General features: G+C 66.9%; 22 protein-coding genes. 10 read left to right on the top strand and 12 right to left on the bottom strand.

Annotated features, from left to right (window positions below; all coding sequences use genetic code 11):
* Window positions 1–42 precede the first annotated feature (42 nt).
* A complete protein-coding gene (locus Q0916_RS01985; RefSeq protein WP_299233640.1) occupies window positions 43–354 on the top strand; it encodes a hypothetical protein in 312 nt (103 codons plus the stop codon).
* Between the two features lie 151 nt (window positions 355–505).
* On the opposite strand, the gene lrpA1 is transcribed toward Q0916_RS01985, so the two are convergent.
* Window positions 506–931, bottom strand: coding sequence for an HTH-type transcriptional regulator LrpA1 (lrpA1, locus tag Q0916_RS01980; RefSeq protein WP_299233636.1), 426 nt, complete (start codon window positions 929–931; stop codon window positions 506–508).
* Between the two features lie 184 nt (window positions 932–1,115).
* Between lrpA1 and Q0916_RS01975 the strand changes: the two genes are divergently transcribed.
* Genes Q0916_RS01975 through Q0916_RS01965 form a run of 3 tightly spaced genes read left to right on the top strand, consistent with a single transcriptional unit; the run spans window position 1,116 to window position 4,029 of the window.
* Window positions 1,116–3,068 (top strand): 3-hydroxyacyl-CoA dehydrogenase/enoyl-CoA hydratase family protein, encoded by a 1,953-nt coding sequence (locus Q0916_RS01975; protein WP_299233633.1) that lies wholly within the window; start codon window positions 1,116–1,118, stop codon window positions 3,066–3,068.
* Window positions 3,065–3,511 (top strand): PaaI family thioesterase, encoded by a 447-nt coding sequence (locus tag Q0916_RS01970; protein WP_299233630.1) that lies wholly within the window; start codon window positions 3,065–3,067, stop codon window positions 3,509–3,511. Before Q0916_RS01975 ends, Q0916_RS01970 begins: the two co-directional genes overlap by 4 nt.
* A complete protein-coding gene (locus tag Q0916_RS01965) occupies window positions 3,508–4,029 on the top strand; it encodes a MaoC/PaaZ C-terminal domain-containing protein (protein WP_299233626.1) in 522 nt (173 codons plus the stop codon). The genes Q0916_RS01970 and Q0916_RS01965 overlap by 4 nt, the downstream gene beginning before the upstream one ends.
* A 5-nt stretch (window positions 4,030–4,034) precedes the next feature.
* Here Q0916_RS01965 and Q0916_RS01960 read toward each other — a convergent pair whose 3' ends face one another.
* Window positions 4,035–4,724: a metallophosphoesterase gene (locus tag Q0916_RS01960; RefSeq protein WP_299233623.1), complete on the bottom strand. Its 690-nt coding sequence runs from the start codon at window positions 4,722–4,724 to the stop codon at window positions 4,035–4,037.
* Between the two features lie 124 nt (window positions 4,725–4,848).
* Here Q0916_RS01960 and Q0916_RS01955 point away from each other — a divergent pair, with 124 nt between their 5' ends.
* Complete coding sequence (locus Q0916_RS01955) at window positions 4,849–5,622, top strand: MarR family transcriptional regulator (protein ID WP_299233620.1); 774 nt, start codon at window positions 4,849–4,851, stop codon at window positions 5,620–5,622.
* A gap of 10 nt (window positions 5,623–5,632) precedes the next feature.
* Here the strand turns inward: Q0916_RS01955 and dapB are convergent, their stop codons facing one another.
* Window positions 5,633–6,385 carry a 4-hydroxy-tetrahydrodipicolinate reductase gene (gene dapB, locus Q0916_RS01950; RefSeq protein ID WP_299233617.1) on the bottom strand — a complete coding sequence of 251 codons (753 nt, stop codon included), beginning with the start codon at window positions 6,383–6,385 and terminating at the stop codon, window positions 5,633–5,635.
* Window positions 6,382–7,266 carry a 4-hydroxy-tetrahydrodipicolinate synthase gene (gene dapA / locus Q0916_RS01945; protein WP_299233614.1) on the bottom strand — a complete coding sequence of 295 codons (885 nt, stop codon included), beginning with the start codon at window positions 7,264–7,266 and terminating at the stop codon, window positions 6,382–6,384. Before dapA ends, dapB begins: the two co-directional genes overlap by 4 nt.
* Before the next feature lie 267 nt (window positions 7,267–7,533).
* Here dapA and Q0916_RS01940 point away from each other — a divergent pair, with 267 nt between their 5' ends.
* The 3 genes from Q0916_RS01940 to Q0916_RS01930 all read left to right on the top strand — a co-directional run bounded on the left by Q0916_RS01940 (window position 7,534) and on the right by Q0916_RS01930 (window position 12,086).
* Window positions 7,534–8,373, top strand: a complete 840-nt coding sequence (locus Q0916_RS01940) for a M48 family metalloprotease (RefSeq protein ID WP_299233611.1) — start codon at window positions 7,534–7,536, stop codon at window positions 8,371–8,373.
* Between the two features lie 476 nt (window positions 8,374–8,849).
* On the top strand, window positions 8,850–10,847 hold the full coding sequence (locus tag Q0916_RS01935) for an AMP-binding protein (protein WP_299233608.1): 1,998 nt from the start codon (window positions 8,850–8,852) through the stop codon (window positions 10,845–10,847).
* Between the two features lie 75 nt (window positions 10,848–10,922).
* Window positions 10,923–12,086 carry a phenylacetate--CoA ligase family protein gene (locus Q0916_RS01930; protein WP_299233605.1) on the top strand — a complete coding sequence of 388 codons (1,164 nt, stop codon included), beginning with the start codon at window positions 10,923–10,925 and terminating at the stop codon, window positions 12,084–12,086.
* A gap of 16 nt (window positions 12,087–12,102) precedes the next feature.
* On the opposite strand, the gene Q0916_RS01925 is transcribed toward Q0916_RS01930, so the two are convergent.
* The 8 genes from Q0916_RS01925 to Q0916_RS01890 all read right to left on the bottom strand — a co-directional run bounded on the left by Q0916_RS01925 (window position 12,103) and on the right by Q0916_RS01890 (window position 20,597).
* The gene (locus Q0916_RS01925) at window positions 12,103–12,969 is read right to left on the bottom strand and encodes an amidohydrolase family protein (RefSeq protein ID WP_299233603.1); all 867 of its coding nucleotides are present in this window, start codon (window positions 12,967–12,969) and stop codon (window positions 12,103–12,105) included.
* A 3-nt stretch (window positions 12,970–12,972) separates the two neighbouring features.
* The gene (locus Q0916_RS01920; protein ID WP_299233600.1) at window positions 12,973–13,356 is read right to left on the bottom strand and encodes a universal stress protein; all 384 of its coding nucleotides are present in this window, start codon (window positions 13,354–13,356) and stop codon (window positions 12,973–12,975) included.
* A gap of 175 nt (window positions 13,357–13,531) precedes the next feature.
* Window positions 13,532–14,566: a branched-chain amino acid ABC transporter permease gene (locus Q0916_RS01915; protein ID WP_299233597.1), complete on the bottom strand. Its 1,035-nt coding sequence runs from the start codon at window positions 14,564–14,566 to the stop codon at window positions 13,532–13,534.
* Between the two features lie 115 nt (window positions 14,567–14,681).
* Window positions 14,682–15,596, bottom strand: a complete 915-nt coding sequence (locus Q0916_RS01910; protein WP_299233594.1) for a branched-chain amino acid ABC transporter permease — start codon at window positions 15,594–15,596, stop codon at window positions 14,682–14,684.
* A complete protein-coding gene (locus Q0916_RS01905) occupies window positions 15,593–17,641 on the bottom strand; it encodes an AMP-binding protein (RefSeq protein ID WP_299233591.1) in 2,049 nt (682 codons plus the stop codon). The genes Q0916_RS01910 and Q0916_RS01905 overlap by 4 nt, the downstream gene beginning before the upstream one ends.
* Window position 17,642: 1 nt before the next feature.
* Window positions 17,643–18,473, bottom strand: a complete 831-nt coding sequence (locus tag Q0916_RS01900) for an ABC transporter ATP-binding protein (protein ID WP_299233588.1) — start codon at window positions 18,471–18,473, stop codon at window positions 17,643–17,645.
* A 29-nt stretch (window positions 18,474–18,502) separates the two neighbouring features.
* Window positions 18,503–19,339: an ABC transporter ATP-binding protein gene (locus Q0916_RS01895; RefSeq protein WP_299233585.1), complete on the bottom strand. Its 837-nt coding sequence runs from the start codon at window positions 19,337–19,339 to the stop codon at window positions 18,503–18,505.
* Between the two features lies 1 nt (window position 19,340).
* Complete coding sequence (locus Q0916_RS01890) at window positions 19,341–20,597, bottom strand: ABC transporter substrate-binding protein (RefSeq protein WP_299233583.1); 1,257 nt, start codon at window positions 20,595–20,597, stop codon at window positions 19,341–19,343.
* Window positions 20,598–20,766: 169 nt separating this feature from the next.
* Here Q0916_RS01890 and Q0916_RS01885 point away from each other — a divergent pair, with 169 nt between their 5' ends.
* A complete protein-coding gene (locus tag Q0916_RS01885) occupies window positions 20,767–21,933 on the top strand; it encodes an acyl-CoA dehydrogenase family protein (protein WP_299233581.1) in 1,167 nt (388 codons plus the stop codon).
* A gap of 3 nt (window positions 21,934–21,936) precedes the next feature.
* The coding region (locus tag Q0916_RS12180) for a biotin carboxylase N-terminal domain-containing protein (RefSeq protein ID WP_299233655.1) at window positions 21,937–22,008 on the top strand (72 nt) is incomplete at its 3' end.

The raw sequence follows: 22,008 nt of genomic DNA, 5'->3' as shown, positions 1-22,008 counted from the left end.
AACATCCCAGATTTCTTGCTGCACGGTCACAACCAACACAATATGATAGATGAGTCGTACATGAGCGACTGGCGACAGCTCAACGGTCGCTCAGCCCCCGACGGGCAGGCGGATCTGACGCTTGCGCATCTCACAGACTTGCACGGGCAACTGGGACCGTCCCATCAGGTGTACTACGACAATCCCCACTCGCGACCAGATATCGAGTTTGACGACGACCAAACTGTTCGCCCGGTCCGTGGACTCGCGACCCACGTTGCAAAAATATCAGAACTTCAATCGAGCGGCGACAGCGACCTCCTGACGCTCGCAAGCGGTAACACCTTCCATGGGACTGCCGAGACTCAGTTGTAACGCGTCGTCGATTACAGCAACCACGGGTCCCTCAAGCGAGCAGACGACCGAACGAACACACTCCGGAGCCGAGACGGTTCGAATCCGGGCTACCCGAAGGGATACATCCAAGCCGAGCAGCCACCGAGCCCCCGATCGACGCCCCGAACGGTCACTTCAGCCGTTCCTGCAGAAAGGAGGGATGCGCCGCCTCGACGCCGTCGATCGAGAGGATCTCATCGCGGATCGCCTCGCCGACCGCGTCGCCGTCGCCCGCCCGGACCTCGGCCATCAGCATGTGGTCGCCGCTCGAGGTGTACAGCGACTCGATGACGTCGAGGTCTTTCAGCTCCCGCGTCACCTCGACGTAGCGCTCGCTCGCCACGTCGATGCCGACGAGCGCGATGGACTTTCCCGAGAGCTTCTTCGGGTCGACGTCAGCGGAGTACCCGACGATGACGCCCTCGGACTCGAGTCGTTCGATGTACTTCCGGACGGTCGGTTTCGACACGCCGGCCCGCTCGGCGATCTCCGTGTAGGACGCTTGGGCGTCGTCCTCGAGGACTGCGAGTATCCGGTCCTCTGTCTCGGCGGTCATACCTCTGTATTTCACATCAGTGAAAAAATATCTTCCGAAGTGAAAAACACCGTTCGCCGGGGATTCGATGCGGTTCGGTACCGCCCGACAGCGGTTTACACATCGGCGTGTTCGCGTCCCTCCAGCTAACAACGGTAATCGAATGGAGTACGCTTAAGACGACGCGACCGACAGAACGTGACGTATGACCATCGATGACATCGACCAGGTGACGGTGCTCGGCGCGGGGAACATGGGTCACGGGATCACGGAGGTCATCGCGATGGCCGGCTACGACGTGCGGATGCGGGACATCGAAGACGAGTTCATCGAGAGCGGGTACGCGGACATCGAGTGGTCCCTGGAGAAACTCGAGGAGAAGGGCCACCTCGACGAGTCGCCGGCGGACGTCCTCGGGCGCATCGAGACGACGACGGACCTCGAGACCGCCGCCGCGGGGGCCGATCTCGTCATCGAGGCCGCCCCGGAGGAACTGGACGTCAAACGCGAGATCTTCTCGGAGATAGAGGCCTACGCCGACGACGACGCCGTGTTGGCCTCGAACACGTCCTCGCTCCCGATCACCGAGATCGCAACGGCGACCGAGCGTCCCGAACGGGTCGTCGGGATGCACTTTTTCAACCCGCCGGTGAAGATGGACCTCGTCGAGGTCATCTACGGCGACGAGACGAGCGACCGGACGGCCGAAACCGCCTCCGAGTTCGTCGAATCGATCGACAAGACCCCGATATACGTCCGCAAGGACATCCGGGGGTTCGTCGTCAACAGCGTGCTCGGGCCGTTCGGCGACGAGGCCGCCTGGATGGTCAGCGAGGGCGCGGTCGGGATCCGCGAGGCCGACGCGACGATGGTCCACGAGCGGGGGTACCCGATGGGGCCGTTCGAACTCTCCGATCTCACGGGGATCGACATCGGGTACCGCGTCCGCACGGAGGCGGGCCGACCGGTGCCGCCGATCGTCGAAACGAAGGTCGACGCCGGCGACCTCGGGCGCAAGAGTGGCGTCGGGTACTACGACTACGAGGACGGCGACGGCGTCGATTACCTCCCCGAGGACGCCTCCGAGTCGTTCGATCACCTCCGGATCGAGGCCCGGATAATCAACGAGGCGGCGAAGCTGATCGGCGACGACGTGGCGAGCGCCGAGGCGATCGACACCGGACTCCGACTCGGTGCGGGCTTTCCAGAGGGCCCGTGTCGCCGGGCCGACAGGATCGGGCTGGACGCGGTCCTCGAGAAACTCGAGACGCTCCGGGAGGCGACCGGCGAGGACCGCTACGAGCCCGCCGCGTACCTCCGGGAGCGCGTCGCGGCCGGCGCGACCGGCGAGGCGGCCGGCCGCGGCTTCTACGAGTACGGCGGCGAGAGCCGGGAGTACCACACGATCGACGTCGAGCGCAGCGACGACGGGCTGTTGTGCGTCGAACTCGACCGACCCGAGCGGCTGAACGCGCTCAATCAAGAGCTGATGGACGAGATCGTCCACGCCCTCCGGACGGCCGACGACGACGAGGTGCGGGCGGTCCTCTTCGAGGGCGCGGGCGATCGTGCCTTCTGTGCCGGCGCCGACATCTCCGGGTTCGCCGGGCGTTCGCCGCACGACGCGGAGGTCACGGAGCTGTTTCAGGCGGTCAACGACTACCCGCGCCCGACGCTCGCGAAGATCGACGGCTTCTGTCTCGGCGGCGGCCTCGAACTCGCTCTCGCCTGTGATCTCCGGATCGCAACGGAGGGATCGACGTTCGGCTTCCCCGAGATCAACCTCGGGCTGCTCCCGGGCGGCGGGGGCACCCAGCGAGCGATCAGGATGCTCCCGGAGGCGCGGGCGAAGGAACTCGTCTTCCGCGGCGAGCGGATCGACGCCGAGACCGCGGCCGAGTGGGGGCTGCTGAACCGGGCGGTCCCCGAGGCGGATCTCGAAAAAACGGTCCAGGCGTTCCTCTCGGACCTACTCGAGGGGCCGCCGATCGCGCTGCGGAAGGCAAAGCGGGTCATGAACGAGGGGCGCGATCAGGACATCTCCGCCGGCCTCGAGATGGAGGCCCAGGCGTTCGGGCTGCTGTTGTCGACGGAGGACATGGAGGAGGGCACGGCGGCGTTTGCCGAGGACCGCGACCCCGAGTTCGAGGGCAGATGACGGGCGATCCGGAAAAGCCCGAGCCGATCGAGCCCGGCGTCTTCGAGCGCGAACTCGACGAGCACGGGCTCTTCGAGTGGCTCGATCTCGGGCTCGTCAGCGTCGAGCCCGGCCGGGCCGTCTTCGAGGTCCCCTTCGACGAGAAGTTCGCGAACATCGGTTCGGGGTCCGTCCACGGCGGCGTCACGGCGACCGTCATCGACACGGCCTCGGCGTTCGCGCTCCGATCGACCTTCGAGGACCCCGAGACCGTCGGGCTGACGACGACGGACCTCGACGTCCGGTACGTCCGCCCGGCGCGAAACGACCTGCGGGTCGAGGCGACGGTCGTCCGGGCAGGCGGAACGATGGGCTATACGGACTGTGAGGTAACGACCGTCCACGAGGGCGAACGAAAGACCGTCGCGACCGGCGGCACGAGCTACAGGCTGTTCAGAGAATGACAGACGACACCACGAACGCGGACGACCGCACCGACACCGAGGACGGAGACGAGACCGACCCCCAAAGCGGGGACGCCCCCGGCGTCTTCCATCGGATCGACGAGGGCGACGCCTACGTCACGCAGGGCCGAACGATCACCGACGCCGACGTGATGAACTTCGCTGGCGTCTCCGGCGATTTCAACCACATCCACACGGACGAAGAGCGGATGGCCGACTCGATGTTCGGCGAGCCGATCGCCCACGGGATGTTCGTGTTGAGCGCGGCGACGGGGCTCGTCTGGCAGAACCGCTCCGTCGAGGAGCGGGAGGCCGTCGTCGCCTTCTACGGGATCGACGAGCTCCGCTTTCGGAAGCCGGCGTACGTCGGCGACACGATCCGCGTCGAGATGGAGGTCACCGAGACGACCGAGAAACCCGACGGCCCCGGGAACGGGACGGTCAGATACGCCATGTCGGTCCGAAACCAGCGCGACGAGACCGTGTTGTCCTGTGAGATGATCTCCCTGCTGCGGTAGCGGACTCAGAGGTGGCTTCGGAACTCCTCGAGGGGCGGGAACGCGTGCGTGTCGCCGCTGTCGCCGTCGAAGACGATCGGCCGAAGCCGCCCCGCGTCGGTGACAAGCGGGGACTGAAACGACGACGCCGTCATGTGGTTCACCCGGACGCCGGGGGGGACCCGGCTGAACGAGGGCAGCATCAGCACGCCCGCGCCCTCGAGCTGGGCCCGATCGTAGAGGTAACACGGCCGCCTGACGCCCTCGATCTCGATCGTCGGGTGGTCGTGTCCGACGACGTACCACTCGGCGCGTTTCGAGGGCGGAACGTGGCCGTGCGTGATCACGACCGACTCGCCGAGGCGGTACTCCTGGACGATCGGGCCGTCCCACAGCTCCTCGAGCATCGTGTCGTGGTTGCCTGGCGTCGCGGTGAGTCGACATCCGGCGTCGTCGGCGAGCCCCTCGAGGGCCCGCACCGTGCCTGTGGCCCCGGTCGGCACCCGGTCGAACGAGTGAAGCAGGTCGCCGGCGATCACCGCCTCGGCCGGGTCGTAGCGCTGTAGGAGCGCCTCGAACCGCGAGACGAGGTCCTCGTGCTCGCCGAGACGGAGCTCGACGTCGGAGGTCACGTCGCGGCCGACGTGGAGGTCCGCACAGACGAGCGCGTCCGACCCGGGGAGATAGACCGCCCGATCGTGGACCCGAAACTCCATACGTCGCCTTCGGCGGTACGGACAAAGCGCTGACGGACTCGGGGTCGCCGCGCCGGCCGCGCTCGGGCGGCAGTCGACGGTCCGGATCGCTGAGGTTTATCTGCGATCCACCCACAGTTCGGGTATGATCGACGTCCTCGACAACAAGCGGGCCGCAACGAAGTTCCGCGTGCTCGTCGAGATCGCCGAGCGACAGCCGGCGGTGAACCAAGGCGAGATCGCCGACGCCGTCGGCGTGACGAGCCAGGCGGTCTCGGAGTACATCCGGGAACTCGTCGACGAGGAGTTCGTCGAGAAGGAGGCCCGCTCGCGGTACCGCGTGACGAAACAGGGTGTCGACTGGCTGTTCCAGCAGGCCTCCGGCGTCCGGCGCTTCGCCGACCACGTCACCGAGGACGTCCTCGGGAGCATGCAGGAAGACGCCGCCTTCGCCACCGACGACATCGAGGCCGAACAGACCGTCTCGCTCTCCATCCGGGACGGGCTGTTGCACGCGACGCCGGGCGACGCCGGGCCCGCGACCGGCGTCGCCACCACGGACGCCGAGGCCGGCTCCGTCGTCGGCGTGACCGGCTTCGCCGGGATCATCGAGTTGGATCCGGGGGACGTACAGCTGTTTCAGATCCCGCCCATCCGGTCGGGCCGACCGGTCGCCTCCGAGGCGATCGCGGACGCGGCGGCGGGCGCAGACGTCGTCGCCGCCGCCGGCGTCGAGGCCGTTGCGACGCTCAGAGAGTCCGGCGTCACCCCCGGTACGACCTTCGCCGCCGGCGCCGTCGCCGCCGACGCCGCCGGGCGCGGACTCGACGTCGTCGTCGTGGCGACGACGGACCTCGCGAGCCGGGTCACGGACGCCCTCCGGGATGCGGGACTCGCCTACGAGGTCACCGACGTCTGACCGCGCCGCCCTACAGGACGTCGCCGAACTCGTACCAGCCCGGCTCCTTCCCGGCCAGCCACTCCGCCGCGTCGACGGCCCCGGCGGCGAACACGCGCCTCGACTCCGCGCGGTGTGTCAGGGTCAACACCTCGTCGTTGCCCGCGAGCAGGAGCTCGTGCTCGCCGCGGACGTTCCCCGCGCGGCGGACGTGCACGCCGACCTCCGAGGCGTCGCGGGGGTGTTCGCCCTCCCGGCCGTGCGTGCGATCGAGCGGGCTCTCGTCTCCGTCCCCCCGGGCCTCGTCGACGGCGTCGAGGATCGTGTTCGCGGTGCCGCTCGGGGCGTCGCGCTTGCCGTTGTGGTGCGTTTCGGTGAGTTCGACGTCGTAGTCCGGAAGCGCCTCGACGCCGGCCTCGACGACCGCCAACAGCGCCTGCACCCCGCGGGCGAAGTTCGAGGCCTTCAGCACCGCCGTCCGCTCGCTCGCCTCTCGGAGCCGTTCGAGCCCCGAGTCCTCGAAGCCGGTCGTGCCGACGACGTAGGGAACGCCCGCCTCGGCGACCGTCTCGGCGTACTCGCTCGTCGCCGCCGGGGCGCTGAAATCGATCGCGGCGTCGGCGCCCCCGAGCAGTTCCGGAAGCTCGGTGTTCGGGTACACCCGGACGTCCTCGACGGTGTCCGAGGAGGTGGCGACGCCGACGACATCGTGCCCCCGACCGCCGGCCTCGGCGACGATCTCGCCGCCAGTCCGGCCCGTGGCGCCGATGACGACGAGTCTCATTCTTCGAGGGCCGCGAGGACGTCTCGGAGGCGCTCGCGGTGCTCGGGCTGGAGCCGGTTCAGCGGCGAGCGCATCGTCGCCGCGTGGATCCCCCGCATCTCCATGGCCTCGTTGATCGGGATCGGGTTGGTCTCGACGAAGAGCGTCCTGAAGAGGTCCCCGAGTTCGTACTGCAACCCACGGGCGCGGTCGAAATCGCCGGCCAGCGCCGCGCCGACCAGCCCGACGGTGCGCTCGGGTTCGACGTTCGCGGCGACGCTTATACACCCCGACCCGCCCTGGGCGATGATCGGGAGCGTGAGCGCGTCGTCGCCCGAGAGCACCGCGAAGTTCTCGTTTCGCGTGCGCTCGATGACCTCGTTCGTCCGGTTGAGGTCGCCGCTCGCGGCCTTGTACCCGACGATGTTCTCGTGTTCGGCCAGCGAGACGGCCGTCTCGACGGCGACGTTGCGTCCGGTCCGACCGGGGACGTTGTAGACGATCTGCGGGACGTCGACAGCGTCGGCGACCGCCCGGAAATGCGCCTCCATGCCGTCGGGTTCGGGGATGTTGTAGTACGGCGAGATCAACAACAGCCCGTCGGCGCCGGCCGCCGCGGCCCGCTCGGAGAGATCCAGCGCCTCCCGCGTGTTGTTCGATCCGGAGCCGGCGATGACGGGCACGTCGTCGACAGCGTCGACGACCGTTTCGACGACGTCGATGTGCTCGTCGTGGGTCATCGTCGCCGACTCGCCGGTCGTGCCGACGGGGACGAGCCCGTCGACGCCGGCCGCTTCGAGCCGCTGTGCGTGGGCGCGCAGGGTGTCGTGGTCGATGCGTTCGTCGTCGTCGAACGGCGTGGTCATCGCGGGGAACACGCCGGTGAATGTGTCGTGGGTCATGGCTGTGGGGTCGTGGATGCCTCGGGGCGTTCGCCCGCGCCGACGACGGGCGCTACGCCCGCAGCCTCCTTCGGGGACGGGCACCGTTCGGTCCGGGAACCGACGCGCCGCCGCGATCGCGGGCCGGCGCGGATCGGTGGGGGGACGCGTGGGTTCGCATACCGAAGGCTCGCGCGGCGATCGACTTATGCGTTGTGCGTCGACCGTGAGGTGTGATACCGGCCGCCTCGGAAGCCATTTGACGCCGAATCGCCTACCTTCGCCCGTATGCAACACACCGGACTCAAGGTACGGATGGCGGTCGTCGGGAGCGTTCTGTTCGCCTTCTACGCGCTCGTCGCCATCGTCGCCGTCGAGGCCTTCGGCGTCGGTCTGCCGATCGTTCTCCTCGGGACGATCGGCTTCGCCGGCTTCCAGTACGTCGTCGGCAAGAAGATCGCGCTGTGGAGTTCGGGCGCCGAGGACATGCCCGAGGACGGGTACTCGGAGATCCACCGCTCCGTCGAGCGGATCGCCGACGACATGGACCTCGAGAAGCCGCGGCTGATGGTCGCCGACATGGGCGTTCCGAACGCCTTCGCCGTCGGCCGCCGCGGAGCGGGCGTCGTCGTCGTCTCCGAGCAGCTCATCCGGCTGTTGGACCACGAGGAACTCGAGGGCGTCCTCGCCCACGAGCTCGCCCACATCGACAACCGCGACGTGGTGATGATGGTGATGGGCCAGTCGATCGCGTCGATGCTCGGTTTGGCGGCGTACTTCGCCATCGCCTTCTCCCGGGACGGCGGGCTCGGAAACATCGTGTTGGGCTATCTCGCAAGCATCCTCGTCCAGACGGTCGCGATGGTGTTCGTCCTCGCCATCTCGCGGTACCGCGAGTACGTGGCCGACTCCGACGCCGCCGCACACGTCGGCGGCGACGCGATGGCCAGCGCGCTGCGGAAGATCTCGGGGGCCAACGAGCGCTCCGACGCCGAACTCGACGACAACGTCTCCGCGCTGTGTATCTTCGGCGGGGACCGGTCGTCGCTTCAGCGGCTGTTCGCGACGCACCCCCCGATCGAAGAGCGGATCGAGGCCCTCCGGGGCGTCGAACGGAGCTTCTACTGAGAGCGTCCGTTCGGCGTTCGGACGCTCCGGCGATCGCCCGATCGGATCCCAAACGGTACGCACGCTTGAATAAAAAGAACGCGTACACAAACGGCGAACGCGCTCCGCGAGTTACCGGTGACGCCGCAGTTGGGTGGCCGGCGCTGTGGGGTGGCGACACTGGGGCCGCCACGCCGAGCGTTCTCAGCCGGCCTCGGACACGAACGTGTTGAAGTCTGTGCTTTTGAGGCGATTGGACGGAGTGGTCCGCGCGTCCTCAAGGACGGACATCGCGTTCTACTCGGCGGGGTCGACCCCGCCGATCGGATCGGCTTCGGTGTTCGTCCAGAGATATTTAATAAATATGTTAGTTTCTTATTCGTACCGGTCTCGTTATCGTTTCCTTGGAGCGGCCTCCGACCCGGCCGCCCGCCGGCCGAAAACGCCACCGTTAGAGTAAAGAACGCGCGAAAAAAACCGGATTGCAGTTACAAACCATGACAGAAGACATCGAAGCGTTGCGCGAGGAGGTCGTCCACGAACCCGACGAAGCGTTCGTCGAGGCCGCCAACGTGACGGCGTTCATGGAGGCGTACGACATCGCCGACGGGGACGAACTCATCGAGCGGACGACGCGGGACACGGGCGTTGAGGCGTCGGGACTGGAGTGGTTCTGGGGGGAGCTTCCGGACTATCTGGGGATCGAGTTCTACGAGCCCTTCGACGCCGTTCGGGACGACACCGACGGCCCGCAGTTCACCGAGTGGTACCCCGGCGGCGAACTGAACGTCGCGCACAACACCGTCGACCGACACGGCGCGCTCGACAGCGAGACGCGCAACAAACTCGCCTGTCTCTGGGAGGGCGAGGACGGCGAGATCCGCGAACTCACCTACCACGAGCTGCGGCGGCGGACGAACCAGGTGGCGAACTACCTCGAATCCGTCGGCGTCGAGACCGGCGACACCGTCGGGCTGTACATGCCGATGGTGCCTGAGGTCCTCCCGATCATGTACGGCTGTTTCAAGGCCGGCGCGATCGCCGTGCCGATCTTTTCGGGGTTCGGCGTCGACGCGACCGCCACCCGGATCGAGGACTCCGAGTGCTCGGTGCTTTTCACCGGCGACGGCTTCTACCGCCGCGGGAGCGAGGTCACGCTCAAGTCGGCCGCCGACGAGGCGATCGCCGAGGCCGGCCACGTCGAGCACACCGTCGTCTTCGACCGCCTCGGGGCCGACGTCCCGTGGAACGACGACCGCGACGAGTGGTGGGCCGACGCCGTCGAAACGAGATCCGACGAGTACGAGACGAAGTCCCTCCCGAGCGATCAGGAGTGCATGCTGTTGTACTCCTCGGGGACGACCGGCAAGCCGAAGGGGATCGTCCACACCCACGCCGGCGCGCAGATCCAGCCGGCAAAGGAGCTGTACTTCAGCTTCGATCTCAAGCCCGCCGACCGGTTCTTTTGGGTCTCCGACATCGGGTGGATGATGGGGCCTTGGACGCTCATCGGAACGCACACGTTCGGAAACACGATGGTGATGTACGAGGGCGCGCCGGATCACCCCGAGCCCGATCGCTTCTGGGAGCTTATCGACCGCCACGGCGTCACGCAGTTCGGCATCTCGCCGACGGCGATCCGCGCCCTCCGGAAACACGGCGACGAGTGGGTCGAGGGCCACGACCTCTCCTCGCTTCGGCTGTTGGGTTCGACCGGCGAGCCGTGGGACCCCGAGTCGTGGCTGTGGTTCTACGACAACGTCGGCGGCGGCGACACCCCGATCATCAACATCTCCGGCGGCACGGAGATCTTCGGGTGCTTCCTCGCGCCGCTGCCGACCCAGTCGCTGAAACCCTGCTCGCTCGGCCGCCCCGGACTGGGGATGGACATCGACGTCGTCGACGAGACCGGCGCGTCGGTCACCGAAAGCCACGACCGCGGATACCTCGTCGCCCGCGACTCGAACCCGGCGATGACGAAGTCGCTGTGGGGCGGCGACGAGCGGTACCGCCACGAGTACTGGTCGGCGTTTCAGGACCCGCCGATGTGGAACCACGGCGATTGGGCCCAGGAGGACGCCGACGGCTTTTGGTTCCTCCACGGCCGGGCGGACGACGCGTTGAACGTCGCCGGTCGGAAGGTCGGACCCGCGGAGATCGAGGGCGCCGCCATGGAACACGATGACATCAACCAGGCGGCGGCGGTCGGCGTGCCCGACGACACGACCGGGACCGCCGTTGTGCTGTACCTCGTCGTCGAGGAGGGCGTCGAGGAGACCGACGGACTCCGCGAGGAGGTCCGCGAGCTGGTCGGCAAGGAACAGGGCAAGCCGTTCCGGCCCCGGGAGGTGCTCTTCGTCGACGAGTTCCCGAAGACCCAGTCGGGGAAGATCATCCGCCGGGCCGTCGAGGCGACCTACACCGGCGAGGACCTCGGCGACATGAGCAGCATCGAGAACCCGGCGTCCCTCGAGGAGATCGAGCGCGCGCGCTGAGAGCCCGCGGCCGGCCCCGCCCCGATCAGTTCGTCCCGAACCACTTTGTGTGCGCGGCGAGCACGCTGTGGTACGATGTACGACGACACGGTGCTCGATGACCTGCGGGCACAGCTACAGCGGGCGGCCGAACGCGACCTCTACCGGGAGAAGTTCTCGAGGGCCGGCGTCGACCCCGCCGACGTGGACTCCTGGGAGGCGTTCCAGTCGCTCCCCTTCACGACCCCCGGCGACCTGAAGGCGGACTTCGAGACGCACGGGCCGGAGGGGTCGCTGTACACCGAGGGGGCGATGGTCTCGTTTTCGCCGCTCGGCGACGACCTCGCGCCGATGTTCGACACGACGAGCGACCTGGAGTACGAGGCGAGTGTCAACGCCGACATCTTCGAGGCCGCCGGGATCGAGCCCGGCGACCGCGTGCTCAACACGTTCGGGTACCACCTCTTCGGGACCGGGATCCTCCTCCAGCGCGGCTTCGAGGCGCTGGGCGCGGAGGTGTTCCCGGTCGGCCCGGGCGACTCCGAGCAGGCGGCGGGCTTCATCGAGGAGTTCGACGTCGACGTCCTCGTCGGCAACCCCAGTTTCGCGATGAAGATCGCCGAGGAGGGGGCCACGGTCGAGACCTTCGTCGGCGGCGGCGAACCGTTCACCTCCATCCCGGGCTACCGCGAGAAAGTCAAGGAGGCCCTCGAGTGTGAGACGGCGATCGATTATTTCGGCACGCGACACGTCCTGCCGATCGCCGCCGAGACGGCCGCCGAGGACGGCCTCTACGTCGCCGACGAGTACGCGATCGTCGAGATCGTCGACCCCGACAGCGGCGACCCCCTCCCCGTCGGCGAGCGCGGCGAAGTCGTCGTCACCCACCGGCGCAAGGAGGGGTTCCCGCTCGTCCGGTTTCGGACCGGCGACCTCGCCGAACTCGAACGACAGGGCGGGGATCTCGTCTTGCCGAACGGCGTCATCGGCCGGACCGACGACCGACTGAAAATAAAGGGCGTGAAGGTCTACCCGGAGAGCATTCCTGCGGTGTTGGCCGCCTTCGACGGGCTCAGCGGCGAGTACGCCGTTCGGGTGACGCGCCCCGACTCGACCGACCACCTCGAGATCGTCTGTGAGGGCACCGCCGACGAGGCGGCGCTGGCCGAGGCCCTCGCCGACCGTCTCGTGGTTTCGCCGGACGAACTCATCCTCGTCGAGGACCTCGAGGAGCCGGGCGTCTTCGACGAGCGGTACTGACGGCCGCCGGGTTCTGTCACGCCTGGAGGTCCAGGAACTCGCGGGCGGTCCGATAGAAGACGTCCCGGTAGACCGACTCGGGGAGGTCCCGCCCGAGCAGTTGGGCGCGTTCGGCCCGGTAGGGGTACGGGACGTTCGGAAAGTCGCTGCCGTACATGATCGACCCCGAGAGCTCGACGAGCGTCTCGTCGGAAATAGAGGTCGGGTCGAACCCCATCGTCCGTTCTGCCTCCGTCGACATCGCGAACGTCGTGTCCAGGTAGACGGTGTCGTGCTCGCGGGCCATCCCGACGAACGCCGCGACCTCGTAGGTCCCCATGTGCGCGCAGTTGACGACGAGATCGGGATAGGAGGCGATCAGCTCGGCGAAGCGGTCCGCGCCGACGTAGGGGCTGTCCTCGTACATCGGGGCCGTCCCGCCGTGGTAGGTGATCGGCCGGCCGTACTCGACGGCGGCCTCCAAGGCCGGGGCGATCCGGGGGTCCGCGGGCGCGCACTCCTGGACCGGGCAGTGAAACTTCAGGCCCCGAGCGCCCGCCTCGAAGGCCGTCTCAACGATGTCGCCGACGTCGTCGTCCTCGGGGTGGACGGTCGCAAAGGGAACGAGCGACTCGGAGTCCGTCGCTTGATCGGTGAGCCAGCCGTTGAGCCGCCTGGCCCCGCCCGGTTCGTGGACGTACGGCAACGCCACGTAGCGCCGGACGCCGGCGGCCGCCAGCGTCCCCTCTATGGACTCGCGGTCGGTTCCGTGTCGGAACTCCCAGCCGGTCTCGGCGGTCAGCGTCCGCTGGATCGCGTCGGCGAGGCCCTCCGGAAAGCAGTGAACGTGCGCGTCGATCGCCGGGACGAAGGGCGCGTCGGCGTCGGACTCAACGGCGGTCACGTCTCAGTCCCCACAGACGAGGACGGACCGCTCGGTGTTGAGGATGACGTCCTGGGTGACGCTGCCGAAGACCGCCTTGCCGGTCGGGCTCCGCTTGCGGCCGGCGACGCAGATCAACGCCGCGTCGTAGGACTCGGCAACGTCGATGACGCCGGCGGCCGCGTCGCCGCTTCGCTCCTCGAAGGTCACGTCGACATCGTGCGATTCAAGGAGCTCTCGGGCCCTGCGGGCGGCGCCGATCTGATCGATGGAGGCGCCCTCGCGGTTCTCCCCGAAGGAGTGGACGAGCACGGCCTCGCGTCCGTCGATCGGGAGTTCGGCGATCTCCTCGGCGATCCGCCTCGCGCGGTCGACGTCGGTGTCGATCCCGGCGGCGATCGTGTACATGTCACGGTATGCTCGCGCGGTGCAAATATATGTACCGGGCCGACGGGGACGCTCGCGATCGAACACCCCGACTGGGGGGCGAGACTGAGACCGAAATCGGGATCGGCTCGGGATCGACGTTATGACCCGCGCCGGGATCGGCGACCCGAAGCGGCGACCTCGGAGGGTGGCCGCCTCAGTAGGCGTAGGGCCACTTCCGCAGGTAGTCTTTGATCTGCCCGAGTCCGGCGATGATGCCCTTCGGCTCGACGGCGAGGACGACGATGATCAACACGCCGAAAAAGACCGGCTCGAGCGTCGTCGCGTCGGCCGCGTACTCCCTGAGGAGGGTTCTGATCTCGTCTTGGGCGATGGTCACGGCGGCGACGCCGATGATCGCCCCCCAGACGCGACCCATCCCGCCGAGCAGCAGCATGACGTAGTGCTCGAGGGTGAGTTCGATGGTGTAGGAGCCGGGGTCGACGAACCCGATGTAGATCGAGTACAGCGACCCGGCGACGCCGATCATGAACCCGCCGATCGCGTACGCGAGCAGCTTGTTTTTGAACACGTTGATCCCGAGGACCGCCGACGAGAGGTCGTTCTCGTGGATCCCCCGGAAGACGCGCGCGATCCCCGTCCGGCTGAGATTCAGCGTCGCCAACACGAAGATCACCGTGACCGTCAGGATGAGAAAGTACTGCTCGGTCGCGGTGCTTACCGTCGCGAAGTCGCCGATCAGGCCGACCTCGCGGGGGACGTTCTGCTGGGAGCCGCCGTGGATGAACGCCAACTCGCTGTTCTGGAAGAACCAAAGCGCGATGAACTGCAGCGCAAGCGTCGAGATGGCGATGTAAAACCCCTTGACCTTCCAGGAGGGGAGCCCGAAGATCACGGCGATCGTGGCGGTCAACAGCCCGCCGACGAGCATCCCCGGGATGAGCCCGGCCCCTAACTCGGCGACGATGCGCGTCGAGGAGTACGCCCCGATCGCCATGAACGCCCCCTGTGCGAGGACGATCTCGCCGGCGTAGCCTAAGATGACATTCAGCCCGAGCACGGCGATGACGAACACGAAGATCCGCGTGAGCATCGAGACGGCGCCGCCGCCGAGCACGAACGGGATCAAAAACGGGATCGGCAGCGCGAGGAGAAACGCGACGCGCTCGGTGCGCCAGCGGATCAGCCCCATCCGGTCGTCGTAGGAGGTGAAGTACTCGCCGCAGGGCATCAGACCACCCCCCCGAGAGCCGCCGCGGCTCCGGTCGGTCCGTCCGTCGGTGAGTCGTCGTGTGAGTGCGTGCGTGGGTGTGCGTGTTGGTGTTGGTGTGCGTGTTGATCCATCGTTAGAGCCTCTCTATCCGCTCGGTTCCGAACAGTCCGTACGGCTTGACCAGAATGACGACGAGCAAAAAGACCATCGGGAGCACCTGCCCGACGCCGGGGCCGATGACCGGCTCGGCGTAGAACGCGCCGAGCTGTTGGATCAACCCGACGACGATCGAGCCGATGAACGCTCCGGGAATGCTGTCGAGGCCGCCGAAGACCACCGCGGCGAAGATGAGCACGCCGACGGCCTCGATCGTGAAGCCGGCGCCGCCGGCGGACATGGCGAACAACAGCCCGCCGATCGATGTGATCGCGATCGAGAGCGCCCACGACAGCAGGATCGTCCGCTCGATCGAGACGCCGAGCACCATCGCGGCCTGTTGGTCGCTCGACCCGGCCCGGAGGATCGATCCGATGACGGTGTAGCGGAAAAACAGCATGAGCGCGACGACGACGACGAGCGACAGCGCAACGCCGAGCGTGAACGAGGCGCTGAGATCGACGCCGAACGGGAGCGGGAGGCTCCAGTCGGGGCGAATCGCCTCGGGGTACGCCCGGTACTGCGGCCCGATCAGAAACCGGACCATGCCCGTGATGATCCCGCCGAGCGCGAGCGTGACGATGATGACCGACAGCACCGGTTCGCCGATGAAATGCCGGAAGACGACCCGCTCGAGGAACACGCCAAGAAGCAGTCCGAACACGAGCGTCGCCACGATCGCCGCCGACGCCGGGAGCTCTAAGGCGACCAAAAGCGGCGTCGAGAGGACGACGACCAGGTACGCGCCCAAAAGCGCCAACTGCCCCTGCGCGAAGTTGAGCACCCCGGTCACCTTGTAGATGAGCGAGAACCCGATCGCGACGAGGGCGTATATCGCCCCCAGGCCGATCCCGGTGACGGTGACCTCGAAGAGCGTTCCGACGACGCTCATCGGGTCTCACCTTCGATGACCGCGCCCGCGTCGGGTTCGGTCAGATCGATGACCGTCATCTCGCCGCTCTCGCGGGACTCTCTGCCGTCCTGGTAGGTGATCGTGACCTCCATCTCGACCGTCTCTTGGCCCTCGTAGATGCCGTCGATGAGCGTCCGGTACCGATCGGTGACGACCTCGCGTCTGATCTTGCCGGTCCTCGTCAACTCGCCGTCGTCGGCGTCGAACTCCTTGAAGAGGATCACGAACCGATCGATGCTCGGCCCCTCGAGGCGCTCGTTCGTGTCGGTGACCACGCCGCGGATGAGCTCCAACACCGGCTCCTTTTGTGTCAGATCCTTGTACCCGGTGTACTGGATGTCGCGTTGGTCGGCCCACTCGGCGACGTTATCGAAGCGGATGTTGAGCACGGCCGCGAGCGAGTCCCGGCCGTCGCCGACGATGAGCGCCTCCTTGATGTAGGGGTTGAACTTGAGCTTCGTCTCGACGCTTATCGGCGCGACGGCGGTGCCGTCGGTCAGTTCCATGACGTCGTCCATCCGGTCGAAGATCTTGATGTGGCCGTCGTCGGTGATCGCGCCGAAGTCGTCGGTGTGCAGCCACTCGCCGTCGAGGGCCTCCTCGGTCTTCTCGGGTTGGTTGTAGTACCCGGAGGTGACGACCGGGCCGCGGACGACCAACTCGCCCTCCGGCGTGATGCCGACCCTGACGTTCGGGAAGACCTCGCCGACGGTCTCGACCTGCACGTCGTGGTCGCGGTGCATCGTCACGAACCCACAGACCTCCGACTGTCCCCAGATCTGCTTCAGCGGGACGCCGAGGGCGTGGTAGAACTTGAAGTGGTCCTCGCCGAGGGGACCGCCGCCGGTGTAGACGTTCTTGGCGCGCTTGAGGCCGATCTTGTCGAGTATCGGCCGGTAGGCGCTCCAGTAGGCGAGCCAGTGTTTGAACCGCAGCGTCGCCGGCGGCTCCTCGTCGCGTTTGTCGCCGGTGGAGTACTCGGCGTACCGCTCGCCGATGGACATCGCCTTGTCGTACACCCACCGCTTCAGCCGCGTCGTGTTCTCGATCTTGGCCTTGATGTCTGCGACCCAGCCCTCGTAGGCCCCCGGCGAGGAGAAGATGATCTCGGGGCCGATCTCCCGGAGGTCCTCGCTTTCGGTCTCGGGCTGTTCGGGGAAGTTCGCCGTCCAGCCCCCGAGGAACGCCGCCGCCATGAGGATCATCTGCTCGCCGATCCACGCCATCGGGAGATACGAGAAGTAGTCGGACTCCTCTGGAAGCGGGTCGATCTCGATCGCCGCGTTCGCGAGGTTGACGAAGTTGAAATGCGACAGTTTGACGCGCTTGGGCATGCCGGTCGTCCCGGACGTCGGGGGCAGCATCGCCGGCTTCTGGGGGTCGAGATCCCTGATCCGCGTTTCGAGGTCCGCGTTCGTCACCTCGCCGCGGTCGAACCGCTCTCGTCCGCGCGCCTCGATCTCGTCGTAGCTCACGACCGGGACGGCGGTGTCGTCGTACCGGAACATCCCCTTCTCGTCGCGGTAGACGATCGTCTCGAGCGACGGCGAGCGATCGGCGACCTGCAGGAGCTTGTCGACCATCTCCTGGTCCTCCGCGTAGGCCACCTTCGGCGAGAGGAGCTCGAGTTGGTTGCCGATCGCCTCGGGCAGCATGTCCTCGTAGTTCGGGGCGGCCATGCCGCCGAGCGTCTGTGCGCCCATCCACGCCCACAGCTGGTGGGGGCGGTTGTATCCGATCGTAAAGAGGATGTCGTCCGGCCCGAACCCGAGCGTCTCCAGCCCCATCGCGAAGTGCTTGACCCGGTCGTAGTACTCCCGCCAGGTGAACTCGTCCCAGACGCCGTAGTGCTTCCACCGCAGCGCGATGTCGTCGCCGCTCTCCTGGACGTGATCGAGGAGGATCTCCGGGAGCGCGACGTCCTCGATGGTGTCGATGTCGCCCTCCGGCGGTTCGGCGAGCCGATCGATCGTCGGTCCCTCGTCGAGTTCGACGTCCGCGAAGCGCTCGTCGGTGTTCGACATCTCAGTCGACCCCCGTGTAGATGTTCCGGACCTCGGGGTCGTTCGTCACGTCCTCGGGGTTGCCGCGGGCGACGACGCCGCCTTGGTTCAGGACGACCATCCGCTCGGAGACGTCCGTCACCACCTCGAGGTCGTGTTCGATCATGACGAGCGTGAGCCCCTCGTTCTCGTTGAGATCGGCCAGAAACCGGACCATGTCGTACTTCTCGTCGAACGTCAGGCCGCTCATCGCCTCGTCCAACAGCAAGACGTCCGGGTCGAGCGCGAGCGTGCGCGCGAGATCGACCCGGCGTTGGATTCCGAGCGGCAGGCTCGCAACGGTGTCGTGGCGGTACTCCCACAGTTCGAGGTAGTCGATGATCTCCTCGACGCGGCGCATGTTCTCGGCCTCGAGACGGCGGCCGCCGCGGTAGAACAACAGCGCCGAGAGGAGGTTGGGGCGCTCTCTGACCGCCTGGGTCGTCATCACGTTCTCGAGGACGTCCTCGTCGTCGAACAACTCGAGCCCCTGGAAGGTCCGTCCGAGGCCCTTCCGGGCCCGCTTGTACGCCCGATCGGCGGTGACGTCCTCGCCGTCGAGGAAGATCCGCCCGCCGGTGTCGGGGTCGTAAAACCCGTTTAAGACGTTCAACAGCGTGGTCTTGCCGGCGCCGTTCGGGCCGACGATCGACACCCACTCGCCGTCGTCGATCCCGATCGACACGTCGTCGCAGGCGGTGACCGCGCCGAACGTCTTCGTCACGTCCCGACAGCCTAAGGCGGCCCTCTCGGGGGGGACGTGTGGTCCGGATCGGAGATCCGCGCGTCGCGTCGGTGTGTCTTGGGTGCTCATGCGTATGGGGATGGCGTGTTCATGCGTATCTACGTGTACCGCTTGCGTATCTTGTAGTGGCGGATGTCCGAGTACCGGCTCTCCTCGCTGGAGGTGCCGAGATAGAACTCCTTGATCTCCTCGCGGTCGACCAACACGTCGGCCGGATCGTTGAGCTCGATCTGCCCGTTCTCGAGGACGTAGCCGTAGTCGGCGATCTCGAGGGTCCGCTTTGCGTTCTGATCGGCGATGATCATCGTGATGTCCTCCTCGCGGTTGATCTCCCTGAGCGTCTCGTAGATGTCCTTGACGAGCTTCGGCGCGAGACCGAGGGAGGGTTCGTCGAGCAACAGGAGGTTCGGGCGGTGGATGAGCGCGCGCGCAACGACGAGCATCTGCTGTTCGCCGCCGCTCGTGTAGCCCGCCTGCACGTCGAGGAGGTCCTCGAGTTGCGGGAAGTACTCGAAGGCGAGATCGTAATCGGACTTGTCGTACCTGATCCGACGCCCCTGTCGGTACAGCCCACAGCGGAGGTTCTCCTCGACGGTGAGATCCGGGAACACCCGCCTCCCCTCGAGGATGTGGGTGACCCCGCGGTTGACCATCTCCTTGCACTGGAAGTTGGTGACCTTCTCGCCCTCGTAGTAGACGTCGCCGCGCGTGACCTCGCCGCGCTCGCTGCGGCCGATCCCGGAGATCATCTTGAGGATCGTCGACTTGCCGGCCCCGTTCGGGCCGAGCAGGGCGACGATGTCGCCGCGGCTCGCCTGCATCGAAACGCCCTGGACGGCCAGGAAGTTCCGATCGTAGACGATCTCCGCGTTGTCGAGTTCGACGACCGGCGTGTCGCCGTCGTCCGTGCTCGATCGCGACTCTGCGTCGCTCATCTTACGGGAGCCAATCCTCCCGGCGCTCGAGTTCGATCAGTTCGTCGGGGACCATCTCGCCGTTCTCGACCACGTAGGTCTGTCCGTTCATCGTCGGCCGGCGGTCGCCGTCCTGGTAGTCGTAGGTCTCCGGCAGGAGCCCCCGGGCGTCGAAGTCGTCCGTCTCGATCAGCGCCTCGCGGATGTTCGCCCCGACGTTGGGGTCGAGGTCCATCTCCTGGGCCTGCTGGATCCCTTCGAGGGCCAACAGCGCGTGGACGACGCCGCGGACGTAGTTGATGTTCGCGACCTCGGGGTTGCTCATATCGCGGCCCTCGCGCTCGAAGGAGTCCTCGATGATCTGGACGCCCTCGGCGCCGGAGTTCATCGCCTGCTGGAAGGCGACGTTCGAGTTGACGTACCGGACGCCCTCGAAGAGTTCCGGGGCCTCCGTCGCGCGGAACTCGTCGACCGTCCACGTGAGCCCCATCACCGTGATGTCCGAGTCCCGCTCCTGCAGCGAGCTCAAAAGCACCTGCATCGGGGCGGCGGTGTTCTGGTGGATCAGGTAGTCGACGTCGTTGCTCTCGGCCCGCTGGACCTGCGTGCCGGCGCTGTTCGCGTCGAGTTCTAAGGCGATGCTGTCGGCGACCTCGAGGCCGAGTTCCTCGGCGTACGCCTCGCCGCCCTCGACCGGCGTCTCGCCGAAGGGGGTCGTGTTGTGGATGTACGCGATCGTCGCGCCCGGGTCGTTGTCCGCGATCCACTGCAGGTGGGCCCGACCCTGGCTCGTGTAATCCAGGTTGGCGAAGAAGTTGTAGCTCGTCTCCTCCGCGAGGAGGTCGTCGGAGTACGACGCCGAGATGTACACGATCTCGTCGGCCGCGACGTCGCTCGCCAGCGCCTCCGTGTCCGCGGTTCCCCACCCGATGATCATCGGCGGGTTGTCGCCGGAGGTGAAGCTGTCGTACTGCTGTTGGGCCTCCGGGACCTCGTAGGCGTAGTCGACCCAGTCGTGCACGATCGGCTGATCGAGGACGTCGTTCTCGTTGATCCACGTTATCGCGTCACGGGACCCGATCCCGGTCGGTCGACCGACGTCGGAGGTCGCCCCGCTCAGGTCGTACAGCGCCGGGATCTGGATCCCCTCCTCACCGCCGCCGCCGGAGCATCCGGCGATCGCGACCGTCGTCGCCGCAGCGGCCGCGCTGCCCGTCTTACTCAGGAACCCGCGTCGACTGTGCTCGCCGCTGTCGAGCGCATTGTCATCGTTGTTCATGCTAGCACGATACCTACATACGAACAAAGTTATTTAAATCATTTGCCGGGCGTATAACGAACGACCGGTTCAGTCCCCCGATTTCGGCGGAACGTTCGGTTCGGGCGGCGGGCGGCGGCGACGCAAACTACTAATGCGATGGACGAGCGAATACACACGAGGAACGACCATGACATTCGAGACGAGCGCCGAGCACTCGATGATCTCGTCGACCGCGACCGAGATCGCGACGGAGTTCGGCCCAGAGTACTGGCGAGAAAAGGAGGAAAACGAGGAGTTCGGCGCGGAGTTTTGGGACGAACTCGGCAGCGCCGGGTTCCACGGGCTGCTCGTCCCCGAGGAGTACGAGGGCGCGGGCATGGGGATGAGCGAACTCGGCCTCGCGATGGAGACGCTTTGCGCCGAGGGCTGCGGGATGGCCGGCACGTGGTATCTGGTCTTGACCGCCGGGATGGCGACGGTGGGGCTCAACCGCTGCGGCACCGACGCCCAACAGGAGCGGTACCTGCCCGACATCGCGGTCGGCGACCGGAACTTCTCGATCGGGATCACCGAACCCGAGGCCGGGACGAACACGCTCAACGTCGCAACGAGCGCCGAAAAGGAGGGCGACGAGTACGTCCTCAACGGCCAGAAGGCCTGGATCACCTTCTCCGATCGGGCCGACAACATGATCATCGTAACCCGGACGACACCGCGGGACGCCGTCGACCGCGGGACCGACGGCATCAGCCTGTTCATCGTCGACATGGACTCGCCCGGTATCGACGTCTCGCCGATCTCCAAACACGGGATCAACTACTCGAAGTCCTGTGAGGTGTTCTTGGAGAACGTCCACGTCCCTGAAGAGAACCTCCTCGGCGAGCGCGACGAGGGCTGGAACGCACTCGTCAGCATGCTCAACCCCGAGCGGATCGGGTTCGCCGCCGCCGGGACCGGGATCGGCAAACTCGCGGCGAAGACGGCGATCGAGTACGCCAACGACCGGGAGGTCTTCGGCGAGCCGATCGGCACCCACCAAGGCGTCTCGTTCCCGATCGCGAAACCGTACGCGAGACTCGAGGCCGCGGCGCTGATGCGACAGAAGGCCGAGTGGCTCTACGAGCAGGGCGAGCCCTGCGGGTACGAGTCGAACGTCGCCAAGGCGACGGCCGTCGAGGCCGGCATCGAGACGGTCAAACAGTCGATGCAGGCCTTCGGCGGGTGGGGCTACGCCACGGAGTACGACGTCGAGCGGTGGTGGCGCGAGATCAACCTGACGCGGCTCGCGCCGGTGACCCAGCAGATGGCGTACAACCACATCAGCCAGGAGATCGGGTTCCCGAAGTCGTACTGAGCGATGTTCGAGAAGGTCCTGGTCGCCAACCGCGGGGAGATCGCGATCCGCGTGATGGCCGCCTGCGAGGAGCTA

This window comes from Natronomonas sp. (genome assembly GCF_028274965.1).
Classification (GTDB): Archaea; Halobacteriota; Halobacteria; order Halobacteriales; family Haloarculaceae; genus Natronomonas.
The sequence above is the reverse complement of the archived record's forward strand: the minus strand, read 5'-3'. Positions and strand labels throughout refer to the sequence as shown.